At 63.0% G+C, this 17,201-nt stretch carries 18 protein-coding genes; 1 reads left to right on the forward strand and 17 read right to left on the reverse strand.

Going from position 1 to position 17,201, the window contains the following annotated elements:
- Nucleotides 1-8: 8 nt before the first annotated feature.
- The 16 genes from GC148_RS13560 to GC148_RS13635 all read right to left on the reverse strand — a co-directional run bounded on the left by GC148_RS13560 (nucleotide 9) and on the right by GC148_RS13635 (nucleotide 15,677).
- The gene (locus GC148_RS13560; RefSeq protein ID WP_291071490.1) at nucleotides 9-935 is read right to left on the reverse strand and encodes a biotin-dependent carboxyltransferase family protein; all 927 of its coding nucleotides are present in this window, start codon (nucleotides 933-935) and stop codon (nucleotides 9-11) included.
- The gene (locus tag GC148_RS13565; RefSeq protein ID WP_291071492.1) at nucleotides 932-1,573 is read right to left on the reverse strand and encodes a carboxyltransferase domain-containing protein; all 642 of its coding nucleotides are present in this window, start codon (nucleotides 1,571-1,573) and stop codon (nucleotides 932-934) included. Before GC148_RS13565 ends, GC148_RS13560 begins: the two co-directional genes overlap by 4 nt.
- The gene (gene pxpA / locus GC148_RS13570; RefSeq protein WP_291071494.1) at nucleotides 1,570-2,322 is read right to left on the reverse strand and encodes a 5-oxoprolinase subunit PxpA; all 753 of its coding nucleotides are present in this window, start codon (nucleotides 2,320-2,322) and stop codon (nucleotides 1,570-1,572) included. The genes GC148_RS13565 and pxpA overlap by 4 nt, the downstream gene beginning before the upstream one ends.
- Nucleotides 2,319-3,527, reverse strand: a complete 1,209-nt coding sequence (locus GC148_RS13575) for an Nramp family divalent metal transporter (protein ID WP_291071495.1) — start codon at nucleotides 3,525-3,527, stop codon at nucleotides 2,319-2,321. Before GC148_RS13575 ends, pxpA begins: the two co-directional genes overlap by 4 nt.
- A complete protein-coding gene (locus GC148_RS13580; protein WP_291071497.1) occupies nucleotides 3,524-4,588 on the reverse strand; it encodes a DUF2891 domain-containing protein in 1,065 nt (354 codons plus the stop codon). Before GC148_RS13580 ends, GC148_RS13575 begins: the two co-directional genes overlap by 4 nt.
- Nucleotides 4,589-4,748: 160 nt before the next feature.
- Nucleotides 4,749-6,164, reverse strand: a complete 1,416-nt coding sequence (gene lpdA / locus GC148_RS13585; RefSeq protein WP_291071499.1) for a dihydrolipoyl dehydrogenase — start codon at nucleotides 6,162-6,164, stop codon at nucleotides 4,749-4,751.
- 4 nt (nucleotides 6,165-6,168) lie between these two features.
- Nucleotides 6,169-6,519, reverse strand: coding sequence for a hypothetical protein (locus GC148_RS13590; protein WP_291071501.1), 351 nt, complete (start codon nucleotides 6,517-6,519; stop codon nucleotides 6,169-6,171).
- An 11-nt stretch (nucleotides 6,520-6,530) separates the two neighbouring features.
- The gene (locus GC148_RS13595) at nucleotides 6,531-7,844 is read right to left on the reverse strand and encodes a pyruvate dehydrogenase complex dihydrolipoamide acetyltransferase (protein WP_291071503.1); all 1,314 of its coding nucleotides are present in this window, start codon (nucleotides 7,842-7,844) and stop codon (nucleotides 6,531-6,533) included.
- A complete protein-coding gene (locus GC148_RS13600) occupies nucleotides 7,844-9,217 on the reverse strand; it encodes a pyruvate dehydrogenase complex E1 component subunit beta (protein ID WP_291071505.1) in 1,374 nt (457 codons plus the stop codon). Before GC148_RS13600 ends, GC148_RS13595 begins: the two co-directional genes overlap by 1 nt.
- A complete protein-coding gene (gene pdhA / locus GC148_RS13605) occupies nucleotides 9,217-10,227 on the reverse strand; it encodes a pyruvate dehydrogenase (acetyl-transferring) E1 component subunit alpha (protein WP_291071507.1) in 1,011 nt (336 codons plus the stop codon). The genes GC148_RS13600 and pdhA overlap by 1 nt, the downstream gene beginning before the upstream one ends.
- Nucleotides 10,228-10,290: 63 nt before the next feature.
- Nucleotides 10,291-10,590 (reverse strand): septum formation initiator family protein, encoded by a 300-nt coding sequence (locus GC148_RS13610; RefSeq protein ID WP_291071509.1) that lies wholly within the window; start codon nucleotides 10,588-10,590, stop codon nucleotides 10,291-10,293.
- A 35-nt stretch (nucleotides 10,591-10,625) separates the two neighbouring features.
- Nucleotides 10,626-11,774 carry a toll/interleukin-1 receptor domain-containing protein gene (locus tag GC148_RS13615; RefSeq protein ID WP_291071511.1) on the reverse strand — a complete coding sequence of 383 codons (1,149 nt, stop codon included), beginning with the start codon at nucleotides 11,772-11,774 and terminating at the stop codon, nucleotides 10,626-10,628.
- Between the two features lie 82 nt (nucleotides 11,775-11,856).
- Nucleotides 11,857-13,137, reverse strand: coding sequence for a phosphopyruvate hydratase (gene eno / locus GC148_RS13620; RefSeq protein ID WP_291071513.1), 1,281 nt, complete (start codon nucleotides 13,135-13,137; stop codon nucleotides 11,857-11,859).
- Nucleotides 13,138-13,302: 165 nt separating this feature from the next.
- On the reverse strand, nucleotides 13,303-13,485 hold the full coding sequence (gene rpmF, locus GC148_RS13625; protein WP_291071514.1) for a 50S ribosomal protein L32: 183 nt from the start codon (nucleotides 13,483-13,485) through the stop codon (nucleotides 13,303-13,305).
- A gap of 363 nt (nucleotides 13,486-13,848) precedes the next feature.
- Nucleotides 13,849-14,580, reverse strand: coding sequence for a histidine phosphatase family protein (locus GC148_RS13630; RefSeq protein WP_291071515.1), 732 nt, complete (start codon nucleotides 14,578-14,580; stop codon nucleotides 13,849-13,851).
- Complete coding sequence (locus GC148_RS13635) at nucleotides 14,577-15,677, reverse strand: CaiB/BaiF CoA-transferase family protein (protein WP_291071517.1); 1,101 nt, start codon at nucleotides 15,675-15,677, stop codon at nucleotides 14,577-14,579. Before GC148_RS13635 ends, GC148_RS13630 begins: the two co-directional genes overlap by 4 nt.
- A 118-nt stretch (nucleotides 15,678-15,795) precedes the next feature.
- On the opposite strand from GC148_RS13635, the gene GC148_RS13640 reads away from it, so the two are divergent.
- Nucleotides 15,796-17,061 (forward strand): hypothetical protein, encoded by a 1,266-nt coding sequence (locus GC148_RS13640; protein ID WP_291071519.1) that lies wholly within the window; start codon nucleotides 15,796-15,798, stop codon nucleotides 17,059-17,061.
- Between the two features lie 3 nt (nucleotides 17,062-17,064).
- Here GC148_RS13640 and GC148_RS13645 read toward each other — a convergent pair.
- Nucleotides 17,065-17,201, reverse strand: a 137-nt coding sequence (locus GC148_RS13645) for an integrase core domain-containing protein (protein ID WP_291071523.1), incomplete at its 5' end; no start/stop codon positions are given.

Below are 17,201 nucleotides of genomic sequence, written 5' to 3' on the forward strand. Positions count from 1 at the left end.
GAGCACCATCAGAGCCGGAAGCCAGGCAACCAGTGTTCCAGCATCGCTTGCTTAGCATGGAGGTCGGCCTCCGCGCATTCCTGCGTCCGGTAAAGGAACCGGATGCGGCTACCGGGCCGCAACTGACCGAGCAGGTGCCGGTCAGCGCGGATCACTTGCAAGAGATGCGGGTATCCGCCAGTCGTCTGTCCATCGACGAGCAGCAAATAGCCCAGGCCTTGAGGTGTCACTTGCAGCGCGCCGGGAGATACCGCTGAACTGGGCAATGAGCCCCCGGTTTCAGGAACTGGAAGCCGGCCCTCGATCTCAACGCCCATCCGGCTGAGCCGCGATGAAACCGTGAAGGTTTCCGCCCAGGGGAAATTGGCCGGGTCCGGAAGATCCGGCCCGGGCACGACCCGGAGCGCGAAGCTTTGCAAGATCGGAAACCGCAATGCTTCCGGCGTAGCGACCGGTCTCAATGCGCGCACAGCCTTGACCTCGATACGGTCACCCGTGCGCAGCGCGCGACCTTCGATCCCTCCGAAAGCCGCCGGCAAATATGTCGATGCCGAGCCGAGAAAGCTCTGCGCCTGCAGCGCTCCGGAAACGCCAAGGTAAACCCGGGCCCCTGTCGTGACCGGGGCAATTTCGACGATTTCGCCAGCTTCAACGTCCAGCGTTTGATGGGCGTGGTGCTCAACGCCGCCAATACGGATGCCCGTGGCCGCACCCGCGACACCGATCTGCATTGAAGTCTCGAACCGGAACTGCGCCGCTCCGAATGTAATCTCCAGACACGCATCCGAAGGCGCGCGACCTACCAAACGGTTCGCGAGCGCCATGGAGACCGCATCTGCTGGGCCACTCTTCGGAACGCCGGCATGTCGAAAACCTGTTCGAGGCGCAGCCTGTACCGTACATTGAAGCCCCGGTTGAAGTACGACGAGGCTCATCGGCCAGCCATCCGGCGCAGAACCACCCGGTCGCCCGCGCGCAGCAAGAAGGGGTCGGCAGCGCCCTTGTCAAAGAGCGCCGACTGAACTTTCCCGACGATGGGCCAGCCGCCCGGGCCATCGAGCGCATAAAGACCGATCTGCCCGGTAATCAAACCGACTGAGCCAGCCGGAACACGCGTGCGGGGCGTTCCGAGCCGTTCGGACACGACGGCCTCGTCGAGGCCTGAGAGATAGGCAAAACCGGGCGTGAACCCCAGCATGTCCACGCTGAGCTCCGCCTCTTCAATCATATCAATGATGCCGGTCTGCGGAAGCGCCAGACGCTCAGCCAGTTCCGAAAGATCAGGACCGCCCGCTCCGCCAAATTCCACGGCCAGCGCGTGGCTGCGGCGCTCGCGCGCCGTCGATGGTTCTGCGGTCGACATCTCCTTCAACAGGCGTGCGCGGGCTGCGTCGAGGCTGAATGCATGCGGATCGAATGCGACGCAGAGATCCTGTTTGCCGGGCACAATTTCGGTCCAGCTCCCGCTCGCCGACAAACGCGCCGCAAGATCATGACGGATGTCTCCGGGGCCGCACAGGATCCTCAAGGCATCATCGCCGCAGGACACGACTTCGAACTTCTGAAGCATCATACGTGTACCGATATACCGGCTCGCTCCAGTCCCAGGCGGATCGCCCGGGCATGCTCGTCCGCGCCCGGCGTATCGCTATGCAAGCATAAGGTCTGTATGACCATGTCGATCTGTCCGCCGCCTCGCGTGGCGACAACGTGTTTCTCGACGAGCGAAATCGCTTGCGACAGAACCGCATCGGCAGAGGTGATCACAGCGCCGGGAACTGTGCGCGGCGTGAGCGAGCCGTCCGGCTCGTAGGTCCGGTCCGCGAACCCCTCAGCAACGTATTCCAGCCCGTTGGCCTCGGCCGCGGCGGCCAGTTGCGACCCCGGCGGACCGATAAGCTGGCTGAGCCCCACTTCGTGAGCGACCCGCGCAACCAGCAGCGCGAGCGCTTCGTCGCGGGCGGCATCATTGTAGAGCGCGCCATGCGCCTTGAGATGCAAGGCTTTCACGCCTTCGGATGAGGCAATTTCGACCAGAAGCCTTGTCTGCGTCGTCAACGAAACACGCAGTTCGGTTGGGGCAATATGAAGGCTGCGCCGTCCGAAATTGGAAAGATCCGGATACGACGGATGCGCGCCGATCTGCACGACGTTTGCCTTCGCGGCGCGGACGGTCTCCCGCATGATGTCGGCGTCGCCGGCATGCCCGCCGCAGGCGATGCTGCAACGTGTCACGACCTTCAGCATCGCAGCGTCGAGTGCACGGCCAGCATCGCCCGGTAACTCGCCAAGATCAGCATTCAGACAGACGGACGCGTTCATGGCCAGACACCCGCTGCACGCAAGACAAGCCGCGCGCCCAGACCGATGGTCACCATCAGAACGCCCACCCCGAGAACGTTCTGAAGAGGTGAGTTGACCTTCTCGCCAAGCAGGCTGCGCCGGTTCATGGCGATGAGGAGGAAGCCGGCAACAACCGGCAAAAGGATTCCATTGGCGACCTGCGCCGTCAGGATCACGCTCAACGGATTGAGCCCTGCGAGCGCGATCCCTGCCCCGACAAGCAGGACCGCCAACGCAACGCCGCGAAATACAGTACCGCGAGGGCGCTGGCGGGAGAGTTCACAAACGGCGTAAGCCGCCGCGAGCGGCGCGGTGATCGCCGAACTAAGACCCGCCGCGAGCAATCCCGTGCCGACGAGGAATCTCGCCATGGGTCCGTAGGCAGGCTCGATGGCCCGCGCGAGGTCGGCGCCGGATTTGATCGGCAATCCGGATGCAAACAGGCTCGCGGAAGCCGTTACCAGGATGAAGATCGAGATCAAGCCGCCGAGGCCAACCGACACTTGAGTATCCCGGCGCGCCTCGGAGAGCGCGTCTTCGCCTTTGTCCGCCCAGCGTTCGCGTGCAGCCGACGCGTGCAGGAACAGATTATACGGCACGATCGTGGTTCCGATCAGGGCGATGGCGGTAAACAGACTGCCATCCGGCAACTGCGGCACAAGCCCTTGCAACATCGCGCCGAGATCAGGACGCGTGATCAATACGCTGCCCGCAAAGGCGAGGCTCATCAGTATCACGAGACTAATCAGCACTCGCTCAAGGAGCTTGTAACTGCCGGTCAACAAAAACACGGCGGCAACCAACGCCAGTACACCGACGAATACCTTACGGTCCGGACCAGCCACCCCGAGGAGCGCTTCGCCGCCCAGCGAGGCTCCAGTGAGGTTGCCGGCCTGGTAGGCAGCATTGCCAAACGCGAGCGCTACGACGATGAGCGCGGCGACGGCGACCCGAACGCCCGGATGGCCGGCCCCTGCCATCAACGCCTCGCCCAGCCCGGCGCCCGTGACGACTCCGAGTCGCGCCGACATTTCCTGAAGGATCACGGTGGCGAGAGTGGCAAAAACCAGCGCCCACAGGAGCGCGTACCCGAAATTGGCGCCAGCAAGCGTGCAGGCCGTGACTGTGCCCGGCCCGATGAAGGCTGCGGTCACCAGCGCGCCGGGGCCGAACGGTAGCTTCATTTGGCGGGAATACCGCGACGGGTTTCGAGATAAGTCGCAAAGCTCGCCAGCCAGTGGCTGCCGGAATAGTGCGCGTCGGTCACTGACGCCAGCCCGGTCTCCTTGTGAAGGGCCGCCGCCGCCAGCAAGGCCGGAATACGAGAGTCGCCCTCAGGAAGCGCCGAGGCGATGCCTTCCATCGCCCAGGCGCGCGAGAGGTTGACGCCATCCAGATGGACGAGTTTCCCGTCGGTCGCGTCAAGCACAATGCCCGGCGCCAGCCAGTCCGCGCGGCCATCCACGGGAATTTGCGGCAGGAAGGCCGTCAGCCACGCGGAATAGACCGCACGCTCCATCACGCGGCGCATCAGGTCGGCTTCCATCAGGCAGGGCGACAGGAAATCTTCGCCCGAAGGCTCGTAGGCGAGTGGGCAATTTGTATCGCCCGCGTGGAAGGCCAGCGCCTTGGCCGCTATCGCCGCGCGGAATTCGGTGTCGCCGGTCTGATCCGCCCAGTCGAGCATCAGGCCGAAGGCAAAGGCCGTCTGGTTGTGGGTGCCGATCCGGATCGGATAGACGAGCTTTGTCAACCAATCCATCGTCTGAGCCCGGATGAAGGATTCGAGCGGCTGGAGCGTTTCGACCCAGCCCGCCGCTTCGGCAAAATCGGCTTGGCGCAGCTCTGTCATCAGCTGGAGGAACCAGGCTGTACCGTAGGGCCGCTCGAAGCTCGCCCGGTCGGGCGCCTGGAAATAGGCGAGTTCGCCGGCAATGTTCTCCGGGGTGAAGCTCTGCGAGAGAGCCGCCAGGATCGCTGCGCGATACGGCGTTTCGGGATCGGTGTTGACGAGGCGCACGAGCAGCCAATGGCCATGCACCGAGGAGTGCCAGTCAAAACATCCATAGAAGGCCGGAAACAACTGGCTCGGCGTGCCCGCGTCCGCCGCCGAATTCATGAGATGGCTGATCTTGTTCGGATACTCTCTGTGGATGCAAGAGAGCGCGAGCCGCGCAAAGCGGTCCGTCACGACCCCATCGCGCGCCTCGGGCAGCGTGATTTCAGCAGCAGCAGCAGGTGTCATCGGCACGGTCCCGGGCCGCTCGCACGCCGAAAGGGCAGCCAGCGCAGCACCTATCAGAACACCAAAAATCCGCATCGGCCAGCTCCCCGGTCGCCATTGCCACGCTTTCGTGACTATCAGGCGCCGGGCCCTGCCCGCAAGAAAGCAATTGCCTCCCGGATCAGATGTGCAGCGCGCGGCCTTCCGCGTCGAGGACTGCCTCGTGCATGGTCTCCGAAAGCGTGGGGTGAGCGAAGATCGTGTGCACGATATCCGCCTCGGTGAGCTCGCCCTGACGCGCGATCACGTAGCCCTGGATCAGCTCGGTCACTTCCGCTCCGATCATGTGCGCGCCAAGCAGTTCGCCGGTCTTCTTGTCGAAGATCGTCTTCACCAGCCCGTTCTCGGCGCCAAGCGCAATCGCCTTGCCATTGCCGATGAAGGGGAACCGGCCGACTTTGATGTCATAGCCCTTCGCCTTGGCCGCTGCTTCCGTCAGGCCGACGCTGGCGACCTGCGGATGTGAATATGTGCATCCCGGAATGTTGGACGCATCGAAAGGCTCTGCATGGTTCTTGCCATGGATGCCCTCCACGCAGACGACCCCCTCATGGCTAGCCTTGTGCGCGAGCCAGGGCGGACCCGTCAGGTCACCGATGGCATATAGGCCCGGCACACCCGTGCGGCCGAATCCATCGACCACGACATGCGTTTTCTCGATCTTTACGCCTAGTGCTTCCAGACCAAGATTTTCGACGTTGCCGACGATGCCCACAGCGAGGATCGCCCGGTCGAACTCCTTCGTCTCCTTCTTGCCGTCTTTCGTGGTGATTTCGGCGGTGACGGTGCTCTTGCCGGCCTTGAGATTTTCCACCTTGGCGCCGGTCAGGATGTTCAAGCCCTGTTTCTTGAAGTCCTTTTCGGCGAGTGCGGAGATCTCTGCGTCCTCCACCGGAAGGATGCGCTCCATGACTTCCGCGACAAAGACATCGCTGCCGAGCTCGTTGTAGAAGCTCGCAAACTCGATGCCGATAGCGCCGGAGCCGATGACCAGCAAACGCTTGGGCATCACATCCGGCGTCATCGCTTCGCGGTAGGTCCAGATGAGCTTGCCGTCCGCCACAAGACCCGCTTGCGGGATGTCCCGCGCCCGCGCGCCGGTCGCCAGCATCACATGTTTGGCCGTATACGGCGTATCCTTGCCATCCTTGCCCTTGACGATGACTTTTGGCGCCGGCACACCCTTTTCCAGACGTGCCGTGCCTTCGATCACGTCGATCTTGTTCTTCTTCATGAGGAACTTCACGCCATTCGACAGCTGCGATGCGACGCTGCGAGAGCGCTTCACGACAGCATCCAGGTCGAAGGACGGGTTCTCGATCTTCAGGCCGAAGGACTTAGCATGCTTGGCCAGATGCAGAACCTCTGCCGAGCGCAGCAATGCCTTGGTCGGAATGCAACCCCAGTTGAGGCAGATCCCGCCGAGGCTCTCGCGTTCGACGATCGCCGTCTTCATGCCGAGTTGGCTCGCCCGGATCGCCGCGACATAGCCTCCCGGGCCGGAGCCGATAACGATGAGATCGTAAGCTGCGCTCATGGCTTTACCCTTTCAATTCGTCCCAAGCGGCCTGCGCTTCGGCGGACGCGGCTTCAGACATTTCAAACATTTCCGGCGTGCAGACGTATTCATCGGGATTGTCCGAGTTCTCTTCTCGGATCCGGGAAACCTCGGCTGCAACTTTGGCGACAACGTCTGCAGGCGCGCCTGCTTCTGCCAACACGGCATCGAATGGTTTTGGCACGCCGCTCATCGGATCGCACTGCGCGACGATCAGCATACGGTAGGTGAACGGGGCAACGAGCGGCCCGACCTGCTCCCAGCTGACGTCCAACTGCGGATAAGGCGCCGAAACACAGCCCACTATCGCCGCAGCAAACGTCCCGGCTGCCATCGCGGCCCGCATCAGAGCAACATCGCTTCCGGCGTCTCCACGTACCGTTTGAACGCCGCCAGCCACTTCGCCCCTTCTGCACCGCCGATCACGCGATGGTCGCAAGTCAGCGTCACGGACATCACAGTGCGCGCGACGATCACGCCCTTGGCGTCCACAACAGCGCGTTTCTCACCCGCACCAACCGACAGGATCATGCCTTCCGGTGGATTGATGATCGACGCGAAGGATTTGATACCAAACATGCCAAGGTTCGAGATCGAGAAGGTCCCGCCCATATATTCCTGCGGCTTCAGCTTGCGCTCCCGCGCGCGTGCGGCGAGATCCTTCATCTCTTCGGATATGTCGGCAAGTCCCTTGGATTCGGCCTTGAAGATCACCGGCGTGATCAGGCCGCCATCGATAGCCACCGCGACGGAGATGTTGGCGTGCTTGTGATAGGCGATACCCTTGTCCGTGTACGACGCGTTGCAATCCGGTTCGTCAATCAGCGCCAGTGCCGCCGCCTTGATCAGAAGGTCGTTGACCGAGATCTTCACGTCCTTCGGCGCCGCCGCGTTGATCGCCGTGCGGCTTTCCAGCAGGTTGTCGAGCTCGATATCAAGGTTCAGCGGGAAATGCGGAACCTGCATGAAGCTCTGGGTCAGGCGCTTGGCCACCGTCTTTCGCATACCGTCAAGCGGCTTCAGCTCATACGTATCCGGCGCATAGACACGGTCGTCCAGAACCTGCGGAAGGATCATTCCATCCGCCGTCATTGGCGCGCCACCCTGGGCCGGCTGGGCCGTGCCCGGCTTCGCGTTCTCGACATCGCGGCGAACAATGCGGCCATGCGGGCCGGACCCCTTCAGCGCACGCAGATCGATGCCTTTGTTCGCGGCGATGCGTTTTGCGAGCGGGGACGCCATGATGCGGTCGCCTGGTGACCGCTCCCTCACGGCCACGTTCGTGGGTGATGCGGCAGGTTTCGCAGGGGCAGGCGCCGGTGGCGCCGCGGAAGGCGCGGGCGCGGCGGGCTTCGGCGCTGGTGCCGCGTCCGCCTTCGGCGCTGTAGCAGGTTCTTTCATGTCGGAAGCGCTCTCGCCCTCCTCCAACAACACGGCGATCACGGCATTGACCTTCACGCCTTCGGTGCCGGCCGGCACCATGATCTTGCCTACCTTGCCTTCGTCCACGGCTTCGACTTCCATCGTCGCCTTGTCGGTCTCGATCTCGGCAATAATCATGCCGGACTTGATCTCGTCGCCTTCCTTCACCAGCCATTTGGCCAGTGTCCCCTCTTCCATCGTGGGGCTGAGTGCAGGCATCGTGATGTTGATGGTCATCAGACCCCCCCCTCGCACACTTTCTTCGCCGCCGCGGCGATATCGTCCGCATTCGGAAGGCTGAGCGCCTCAAGGTTTGCCGCATAAGGAAGCGGCACGTCTTTCTGGTGGACGCGCACGGGCGGCGCATCTAGAAAGTCGAAAGCTTCCGTCACGACGGTCGCCGCGATTTCCGCACCCACGCCAAAGAAGCGCCAGCCTTCCTCGCAGCAGACGAGGCGGTTCGTTTTCTTGACGCTTTCAACGACGGTCGCGGTATCCAAGGGGCGCAGCGTGCGCAGGTCGATAACCTCGGCGCTGATGCCCTCTTCCGCCAGCCGCTCGGCCGCCTGCAGCGCAAAGCCGACCATGCGGGAGTGCGCCACCAGCGTCACATCCGAGCCTTCGCGTTTCACGGCGGCCTTGCCGATCGGCAGGATGAAATCGTCCACATCCGGCACTGGGAATGACTGTCCATAGAGCAGCTCATGCTCCAGGAAGACAACCGGGTTCGGGTCGCGGATCGCCGCCTTGAGGAGACCTTTGGCATCGGCCGCATCATACGGCGCGATCACCTTGAGGCCGGGGATCTGTCCGTACCAGGCAGAATAGTCCTGGCTGTGCTGGGCGCCGACGCGGCTCGCCGCACCGTTCGGACCGCGGAACACGATGGGACAGCCCATCTGGCCGCCGCTCATGTACAGCGTCTTGGCCGCCGAGTTGATGATATGGTCGATGGCCTGCATGGCGAAGTTGAAGGTCATGAACTCGACCACCGGACGCAGCCCCGCAAACGCGGCGCCAACGCCGAGACCGGCAAAGCCATGCTCCGTGATCGGCGTATCGATCACGCGGCGCTCGCCGAATTCCTGAAGCAGCTCGCGGGTCACCTTGTAGGCGCCCTGGTACTGCGCAACTTCCTCGCCCATGACGAACACGCGCTCGTCTCGGCGCATCTCTTCGGCCATCGCATCGCGCAAGGCGTCGCGCACGGTGGTCTCGGTGAAGCTCACCCCCTCCGGCAATGACGGATCGTGCACTACCCGCGCGAGAGGTGCCTCTGAAGCGCCTTCCGGCGTTGCGGTTTCTTTCGGCGCAGACGGTTCCGGCTTCGGTTCGGGCGCGCTGCGCGGGGCGTCCGAAACCGTCTCGCCATCCTCGGAGAGGACCGCGATCACGGCATTCACCTTCACGCCTTCCGTTCCTTCCGGAACGACAATGCGTGCAAGCACACCTTCATCCACGGCTTCGACTTCCATCGTTGCCTTGTCGGTCTCGATCTCGGCGATGATGTCGCCGGACTTTACAGCGTCGCCTTCCTTCTTCAGCCACTTGGAGAGCGTGCCCTCTTCCATGGTGGGCGACAGTGCTGGCATCAGGATATCAACAGACATCAGACTTCACCCTCGATCAAAACGTCCGTCCACAATTCATCCGGCTCCGGCTCCGGGCTTTCAAGCGAGAAATCAGCAGCCTCTTTCACGATCGCCTTGATCTCGTTGTCGATCTTCTTGAGATCGTCTTCCGTCGCATGCCCCTGCTCGATCAACTGGCCCTTCAGGCCCTCGATCGGATCGTGGTGCGAGCGGATGTCATCGACCTCCTCGCGCTTGCGATACTTCGCCGGGTCAGACATCGAGTGACCGCGATAGCGATACGTCTTCATTTCGAGGATGTAGGGGCCCTTGCCCTCGCGCGCATGTTTGACGGCCTTCTCGCCGGCTTCGCGAACGGCCAGCACATCCATGCCGTCCACTTCCTCGCCTTCGATCTCGAAACTGATGCCGCGTTTGAACAGTTCGACCTCGGAGGCATGGCGCTCGACGCTCGTGCCCATGGCGTACATGTTGTTCTCGATCACGTAGATGACCGGCAGCTTCCACAGTGACGCCATGTTGAAGGCCTCGTAGACCTGGCCCTGGTTGGCCGCGCCGTCGCCGAAATACGCCACCGAAACATTGTCCAGTCCGCGATACTTGTTCGCGAAGGCAAGTCCCGTGCCCAGCGGTACCTGCGCGCCCACGATGCCGTGACCGCCGAAGAAGTTCTTCTCCTTCGAGAACATGTGCATCGATCCGCCCTTGCCCTTCGACAAGCCGCCGACGCGCCCGGTCAACTCGGCCATCACGCCTTTCGGATCCATGCCGCAGGCCAGCATGTGGCCGTGGTCACGGTATCCGGTAATGACCTGGTCGCCGTCCTTCAGACAGGCCTGCACGCCGGTCACGACCGCTTCCTGACCGATATACAGGTGGCAGAAGCCCGCGATCTTGCCCATGCCGTAGAGCTGGCCGGCCTTCTCCTCGAAACGCCGGATGAGCAGCATTTCACGGTAGAACTTCAGCATGTCGGCCTTGGAGGCCTTCGCGGGTGCTTTTTTCGAACCCTTAGGTTTCGTTGCCATACGATGTCCTCCCTGACCCCTTATGTCGCCGCAAATATGCAGCGACAAGTCAGATCATCGTTGTCAATTTGCAGAGCTCCGCTCTGGCGTGAGGAGAACGATCTCTCCCGGATAGACAAAAGCGAGCTTGTCGCGCGCCAGCGCCTCGACATAATCGGGGTCCACTGACCCCGGTGTCAGGCGGCGGATATCAACTTTGAGGCGCTCGATGTCCTTCTGGACGAGCGCCAGCTCCTGTTGCTTCGCTTCCAGTTCGATCTGCGCATCAGTCCAACGGCCCAGGCCCTTCTCCCCCGCAAAGGCGTGGTAGGCGAAGTAGAGCACCAGAAGACTGAGCCCGAAAGCTTGAAGCCGTGAAACCATAGAATCGTTGGTAAACGCCGGGGGTAACCAATCCCTTACCGAGCGAGCGCCGCCGTCAGACGCGCTGCACGTTCAACAGGATCAACAGCCGTGAGATCCAGCCATTGGCGGTCGATCAGGAAATACTCGAAATCCTCAGGCATTTCAGCGAAATCCAGCCGCACCGGCAGCAGCTTCCGCTTGTACTTGTTGGCAATATAGATCTCGCGGCGGACGTTATCGGACTGGAACGCCTCGGCAGAACACATCAGGCAGAACGTGTCCGATTCGCGAATCGCCCGCACAATCATGCCCGCCCAGTTGCCGCCCGCATCAAGATCATTGCGGTCTATCCAGACCGAACGGCCCGCCGCTTCGACTTCAGCGACCAGCGGATAGACCACATCGCCGTCCCGCCGGGCATATGACACGAAGACGGGCGCCATTGTGTCGTCTGCGTCTGCGGCCGCCCCCTCTCCGCCAGGCGCCTCTTCCATCGGCGCGGCCGCGGGCGGCGCGGCGGTTTCCTTGCGCCGTAGCGCGGGTGCGCGCGCCTTGCTCCGGCGCCCGCTGCTGGCATACCCGGCCACTGCTCCGGCGACGGCGCCCCAGGTGAGCGCTGCGCCGGCGAGCAGCAGCTTGGACGCCCCCGGCATCGTGAGAAATCCGAGAGACAGACAGGCCGCCACTGCCACCAGACCGACCGCAATAGCGGGCCCGGCCGAAAAGGAGCGGCGCGCTTTGCGCTTTGCTTGCGGCGGCGGAGCCGCGCTCAGGTCTTTTTCACGCTCCGGGATGCCACCTGAGAGGCTCACGTCCTCCCGGCGCTCGTTCAGCATCTTGTCGATGTCCTGAGCCGCCTCAACGATCTTCCAGACCGCAGCGATTCTTGCAGGCGCAAAGGTCAGGTCGATCGTATGCACATCGCCTAGGCCGCGCGGCAGCATAGCGTGGTCCAGCCGCGCAAAGATCAACCGTCCTTCCGTCCACGCATCAATGGCGCGGTTGGTGAACAGGATCTGCTTTGCGGACAGTTCAAGATTGCGCGACCAAAGCGCAAGCGTGATCTCCTGCGGCCGTGCCGGCGGAAAGCCCAGGGCCTCATCGGCCTGTCGTACCTGATACCCGCGCTGCGCCAGCAGATCAGAAATCTCGCCAGCTGCCTGAGCGTCCGCGCCAGATGCCAACAGATAGATCTGGCGCATGCCCGCAACCCGCCTTCAGCCGATAGCTCGCCTGTAGCACGAAGTTCGAGGCGGGTCGCCTTTCGGGATTGTAATCCGGCGATCAGCCCGCGTTGATGCGCGAAAGCCCGGCATAGATGCCGATCGGGCCCAACTCTTCCTCGATCCTGATCAGCTGGTTGTACTTCGCGATCCGGTCTGAACGGCTCAGCGAGCCCGTCTTGATCTGCCCGCAATTCGTTGCGACCGCGAGATCGGCAATCGTCGAATCCTCGGTTTCTCCAGACCGGTGGCTCATCACGGCCGTGTAGCCATGCAGGTGGGCCAGTTCGACCGCGTCGAGCGTTTCCGAGAGCGTGCCGATCTGGTTGACCTTCACGAGGATCGAGTTCGCTGCGCCGCGCTGCAGGCCCATCGCCAGACGGTCAGGATTGGTCACGAAAAGGTCGTCGCCGACCAGCTGGACCTTCTCACCGAGCATTTCAGTAAGAGCGACCCAACCGTCCCAATCATCTTCCGCCATGCCGTCTTCGATCGAGAGGATCGGGTAACGGCCGCAAAGATCGGCCAAGTATTTGGCGAACTGCTCGGACGACAGCGATTTTCCTTCGCCGGCCAGCTCGTACTTGCCGTTCTTGAAGAATTCGGTCGAGGCCGCATCCAGCGCCAGCGCCACGTCTTCGCCCGGGCGATAGCCGGCTTTTTCGATGGACTTCATGATGAAACCGATGGCTTCGTCGGTGGAGCCGATATTCGGCGCAAAGCCGCCCTCGTCACCCACGTTAGTATTGTGGCCGGCATCGTGCAGCGTCTTCTTCAGCGCGTGGAACACTTCTGCGCCCATCCGCACCGCATCGGCGATGCTCTCGGCACTGACCGGCATGATCATGAATTCCTGGATGTCGATCGGGTTGTCGGCGTGCGCGCCGCCATTGATGATGTTCATCATAGGCGTCGGCAACACGCGCGCATTGGCACCGCCGATGTAGCGATAGAGCGGCATTGTGCAGGCTTCGGCTGCCGCCTTCGAAACGGCGAGCGAGACGCCAAGGATGGCGTTTGCGCCGAGGCGGCTCTTGTTCTCCGTGCCGTCCAGATCAATCATCAGCATGTCGATCATGCGCTGGTCGGTCGCGTCGAGACCAGTAAGTTCGTTGCAGATCTCGCCGTTCACTGCATCGACGGCCTTCAGGACGCCCTTGCCGCCATAGCGCGACTTGTCGCCGTCGCGCTGCTCGTGGGCCTCATAGGCGCCTGTCGAGGCACCCGAGGGCACCGCTGCGCGGCCGGTGGACCCATCATCCAGCGTAACGTCAACTTCGACCGTCGGGTTGCCCCGACTATCGAGGATTTCGCGGGCGTGGATGTCGATGATCTCGCTCATGGGACCTGTCCTTCAAGGCGTCTGAATGGTTTGCCGCTCGCGTTAGAGCGCGCCGCCCGCGTTCGCAAGCCCCTGCAGGGCCGCCAGGTCGCGAATCCGGAGTCTGGAAATGCAAAACCCCGCCTCAAGGGCGGGGTTCGCAACGCGTCGTCAAGCGCGGGAGACTTAGTCTTCCTGCGGCTCCAGGATCTGCTTGCCGCGGTACAGGCCCGTTTTCAAGTCGATGTGGTGCGGACGGCGAAGCTCGCCCGAGCTGGCGTCTTCGATATAGGTGTTCATGTCGAGCCGGTCGTGGGAGCGGCGCATGCGCGTGCGCGATTTCGACTTTTTACTCTTGGGGACGGCCATGGCACTGTTCCGGAATCTGGTTTGGCCGCGCACCCGTATGGCACGCGGGAAAGGGCGCCTGTTAACGCAGCCCGGCGCCGCTGGCAAGCGTCAAACGGCAGGATTTTCGAGCCTGGCCCGTCAAACGAAAATGGCCGGCCCGAAGGCCGGCCAAGGTATGCAAGAAGGACGCCGGTGCTTTGCCCTGGCAAGAAGCCTGATTGGCTCTGCGCCGACAGCTATAGTTAATAAGGGAATGAGTCTGAACAATGGCGCCCGTCGCTGTTATCCGGCGTTCAGGATCGAGGTTCGCGAGGTGGGCGCTTATCCGTCACTCCATATGGGACCGATGGATGGACGGCGCCAGGACCCGACGGCCAAGCCTCAGGCCGGGCGGGTGAAGATCGCCTCGAGACTTCGCAAATTCATTCCGTTTTTCAAGTAGTTGGCGGGCGTCAAGTTTACCGCTTTGATGACGCCGCGCTCAACACGCGTGCCTTCGCCGCGCTCGTCCGGCACCAGATCGAAGTCGAGGATGTTGATACATCCTGTATCCTGCTCGAAGCCTGCGCTTGCCCCCAGAGGGGCCCCGATGACGTCAGCCAGGACCATCCGGTTCACGACTTCGTGAGCCACCACCAGCGCCGAGGCCCAATTCGGGCGCATCAGCAGGTCATGCAGGCCCGCCCGCACCCGGACCATCGCGTCCGCGAATCGCTCGCCGCCCGGCAGGAACTCGGCGTCCGGCTCGCCCGCCTGCTCGAAGGTGAAGGTCATCACCGCGGCCAGGTGCTCGGCCGAATGGAAATCCATATAACTTCCGGATCGCAGCTCGCCGAACCGCTCTTCGACCTCCAGTTCCAGCGTCAGGGGATGCTCGGCCAGCACAATCTCCGCGGTCTGGCGCGTGCGCGGCAGGCCGGAGCAGATGGCGAGGTCGAAATGCACATCCGAGAGGGCAGCACCGGCCGCCCGGGCTTCCTCCACGCCCCGCTCGGTCAGCGTGGCGACCGTGGGATCACGAGACTTGCGCACGGCTTCGGAGGCATAATCCACGAAACCATGCCGCATCAGGTAGATGCGCCGCCGGCCGGTAGTGCCGGGCAGCGCGCTCATCCGCGCGAAACGCCCCAGTCCTTGAGGATCTCGGCGGTATGCTCACCAACACCGGCTGGCCGGCGCTGGATCGCGCCCGGCGTGGCTGAGAAACGCGGCGCCGGCGCAGGCTGCACGACGCCCTCGACCTCGACGAAGGTTTCGCGGTCGGTGTTATGTTTGTATTTCGGCGCCTCCGACATCGACAGGACCGGCGCGAAGCAAATGTCCGTGCCTTCCATGATCGCGCACCATTCATCGCGCGTCTTCGTCTTGAAAACGTCCATCAACTTGGCCTTCAGCCCAGGCCACCTGGACTTGTCCATCTGTGCGTCCCATTCAGGCCCCGAAAGCCCGGCCTTTTCACGCAGGATGGCGTAGAATTGCGGCTCGATCGACCCCACCGAGACCCATTTGCCGTCCTTGGTCTCATAAGTGTCGTAGAAGTGCGCGCCGCCGTCGAGCATGTTGGCCTCGCGGTCGTCGGTCCAGATCCCCATCGCCTTCATGCCGTAGAACATCGTGGCCAGCGAAGCCGCGCCGTCAGACATGGCCACGTCCACGACCTGGCCCTTGCCGCCATTCTTCACGTTCAGGATCGCCGCCAGCAGACCCATCGCCAGATAGAGCGCCCCACCGCCATAATCGCCCACCAGGTTCAGCGGCGGACGCGGGCGGCCCTTGCCGTCGCCCATCGCATGCAGCGCGCCGGTGATGGCAATATAGTTCAGGTCATGCCCTGCCGCCTGAGAGAGCGCGCCGGTCTGCCCCCAGCCGGTCATCCGGCCATAAGCAAGCTTCGGGTTGCGTTTCAGCGCCACATCGGGGCCAAGCCCGTTGCGCTCCATCACGCCCGGACGGAACCCCTCGATCAGGCCATCGGCCTTCTCAATCAGCTTCAGCGCGACTTCCACATCCGCCGGATCCTTGAGGTTCAGGCTGATTGATCGGCGCCCTCGGCTCATCACGTCGGCTGCGCGGCCCGGACGACCGTCGCCCGGCCGGTCGATGCGAATCACATCGGCGCCAAGGTCCGACAACAGCATGCCGCAGAAGGGCCCCGGGCCAATCCCGGCAAATTCAACAATCCTGACGCCTGAAAGCGGACCCTGGCTCATGTGACGGCCTCCTGATGGTTCGGTGTTTATGGACGAATTAGGCGAACTTTAAGTGTCGGACGGGCAAAAGGAAGGGGTGCCGCCGCGTCGCGTGGGGCCCTGTTTTGGCGCGTTTTGCATGTCCGACCTCTCCTTCTTCGATCCGCCCATCGAAATCGCTGCCGGCGGCGCGCGTCAGGACATGATCATGTCGAGGCTCAAGGCGAGCGGCCTGCGGCCCTACCCGGCCTCCCATCCCATCGATTTCGGCGCGCCGGACCCGCTTCTGATCGATATCGCCACAGTGTCGCGCGAGGTGCTCGAAGGCTTCTCGCGAGCAGAAATGGTGCAGGTTCATCGCCAGGTTGTTCTGGTGGACCTTTCGGACGATCCGACGCCCGTCTCCGGTGATGCGGTCATCCTGCGGCGCGACCAGGACCTCGCCGGCCTTAAGAGCCGCCTGATGGCTCTCGCCCGCCGTGATAGCCGCCTGCGTGAAGCTGGCGCGCGCCGGGAAACCGCAGCCTCCCTCGGCTTCCGCTTCCCGGCGGCCGATCTTAATTCCCTGCCGTCGCTGCTGTATATCGGCGAAGGCTCGCCTCTCTTCCTTTCCCTGCAAAGCCCACTCAAGCAACGCGGCCTCGAAGTCACTGCCGCGATCAGCCGGGAGACGGCGCGCCAGCACATGTCCGGTCACCGGTTTGCCGCCGCACTGGTCGACCTTGAATCCTTCCGGGACGAGGACAGCCGGACGGCGCAATGGATCGCGGAAGAACAAGGTCTCGGCGCGCTGCCCGTGATCGTTCTCAGCCATCCCGGCGTTAAGCTTACGGAGCGTCAGATCGCAGTCGTGGCAACGGCCACCGAAGTCGTGGATGCTGCCGGCCGCATGGCGACCGTTGTTTCGCAGATCGAAACCGTCTGCCGCCGGCTGGTCGCCTTTGCGCCCATCATGCCTCGCCCGGCGCTCGCCTCGATCCTGTCGGATTTCACGACCGGCCTGTTCAGCCGCCGCTTTATCGAAGCCCATATCGGACGCCAGATGGACATTGCGTCTGAACGTGCCGAGCCGCTGTGCGTGGTGACCTTCCGGCTTGATTCGTCGCAGACGATTTCCCTCGCGGCGCAGCGCGCCTTTGCGGATATCATCCGTGCACAGATAAGGGACGCCGACTGCCCCGCCCTGATGCAACCCGGCCTGTTTACCATCAGCCTGCCGGCCACGCCTTATCGCGGCGGATCGCGGCTGGCTGAGCGTATCGCCGACCTGGCTGCCCGCCATCCCGTGATCGGCGGCCCGGGCTTCGGCTGGCGGGTCATCGAGAAGCGCGCCTATCACACTCCTCAGACTCTTCTGGATGCTGGCATAAACGGACCCTGGCTGCGCCCGAGCCTCGCGGCCTGACGCCTAGTTGTGGACTCTCAACAGGTTGTCCCCGGCGAGGGCGAGGCGACTGATGGGTGTTTGATATTTAATGCCGCCATGGGGTCGATGGAAGTTGTATCGATGTGTCCAGTCATCGAGGCATGCGGCTCTCTGGTCTG

It is taken from the genome of Hyphomonas sp. (assembly GCF_016125515.1).
GTDB lineage: Bacteria > Pseudomonadota > Alphaproteobacteria > Caulobacterales > Hyphomonadaceae > Hyphomonas.

Excerpts from the sequence above, each read along its gene's own strand:
- GC148_RS13565 (WP_291071492.1), bottom strand. The coding sequence starts at position 1,573 with ATGATGCTTCAGAAGTTCGAAGTCGTGTCCTGCGGCGATGATGCCTTG.
- pdhA (WP_291071507.1), bottom strand. The coding sequence starts at position 10,227 with ATGGCAACGAAACCTAAGGGTTCGAAAAAAGCACCCGCGAAGGCCTCC.
- GC148_RS13635 (WP_291071517.1), bottom strand. The coding sequence starts at position 15,677 with ATGAGCCAGGGTCCGCTTTCAGGCGTCAGGATTGTTGAATTTGCCGGG.
- GC148_RS13590 (WP_291071501.1), bottom strand. The coding sequence starts at position 6,519 with ATGGCAGCCGGGACGTTTGCTGCGGCGATAGTGGGCTGTGTTTCGGCG.
- pxpA (WP_291071494.1), bottom strand. The coding sequence starts at position 2,322 with ATGAACGCGTCCGTCTGTCTGAATGCTGATCTTGGCGAGTTACCGGGC.
- GC148_RS13640 (WP_291071519.1), top strand. The coding sequence starts at position 15,796 with ATGTCCGACCTCTCCTTCTTCGATCCGCCCATCGAAATCGCTGCCGGC.
- GC148_RS13610 (WP_291071509.1), bottom strand. The coding sequence starts at position 10,590 with ATGGTTTCACGGCTTCAAGCTTTCGGGCTCAGTCTTCTGGTGCTCTAC.
- GC148_RS13595 (WP_291071503.1), bottom strand. The coding sequence starts at position 7,844 with ATGACCATCAACATCACGATGCCTGCACTCAGCCCCACGATGGAAGAG.
- lpdA (WP_291071499.1), bottom strand. The coding sequence starts at position 6,164 with ATGAGCGCAGCTTACGATCTCATCGTTATCGGCTCCGGCCCGGGAGGC.
- GC148_RS13615 (WP_291071511.1), bottom strand. The coding sequence starts at position 11,774 with ATGCGCCAGATCTATCTGTTGGCATCTGGCGCGGACGCTCAGGCAGCT.
- GC148_RS13600 (WP_291071505.1), bottom strand. The coding sequence starts at position 9,217 with ATGTCTGTTGATATCCTGATGCCAGCACTGTCGCCCACCATGGAAGAG.
- GC148_RS13580 (WP_291071497.1), bottom strand. The coding sequence starts at position 4,588 with ATGACACCTGCTGCTGCTGCTGAAATCACGCTGCCCGAGGCGCGCGAT.
- GC148_RS13575 (WP_291071495.1), bottom strand. The coding sequence starts at position 3,527 with ATGAAGCTACCGTTCGGCCCCGGCGCGCTGGTGACCGCAGCCTTCATC.
- GC148_RS13630 (WP_291071515.1), bottom strand. The coding sequence starts at position 14,580 with ATGAGCGCGCTGCCCGGCACTACCGGCCGGCGGCGCATCTACCTGATG.
- eno (WP_291071513.1), bottom strand. The coding sequence starts at position 13,137 with ATGAGCGAGATCATCGACATCCACGCCCGCGAAATCCTCGATAGTCGG.
- rpmF (WP_291071514.1), bottom strand. The coding sequence starts at position 13,485 with ATGGCCGTCCCCAAGAGTAAAAAGTCGAAATCGCGCACGCGCATGCGC.
- GC148_RS13560 (WP_291071490.1), bottom strand. The coding sequence starts at position 935 with ATGAGCCTCGTCGTACTTCAACCGGGGCTTCAATGTACGGTACAGGCT.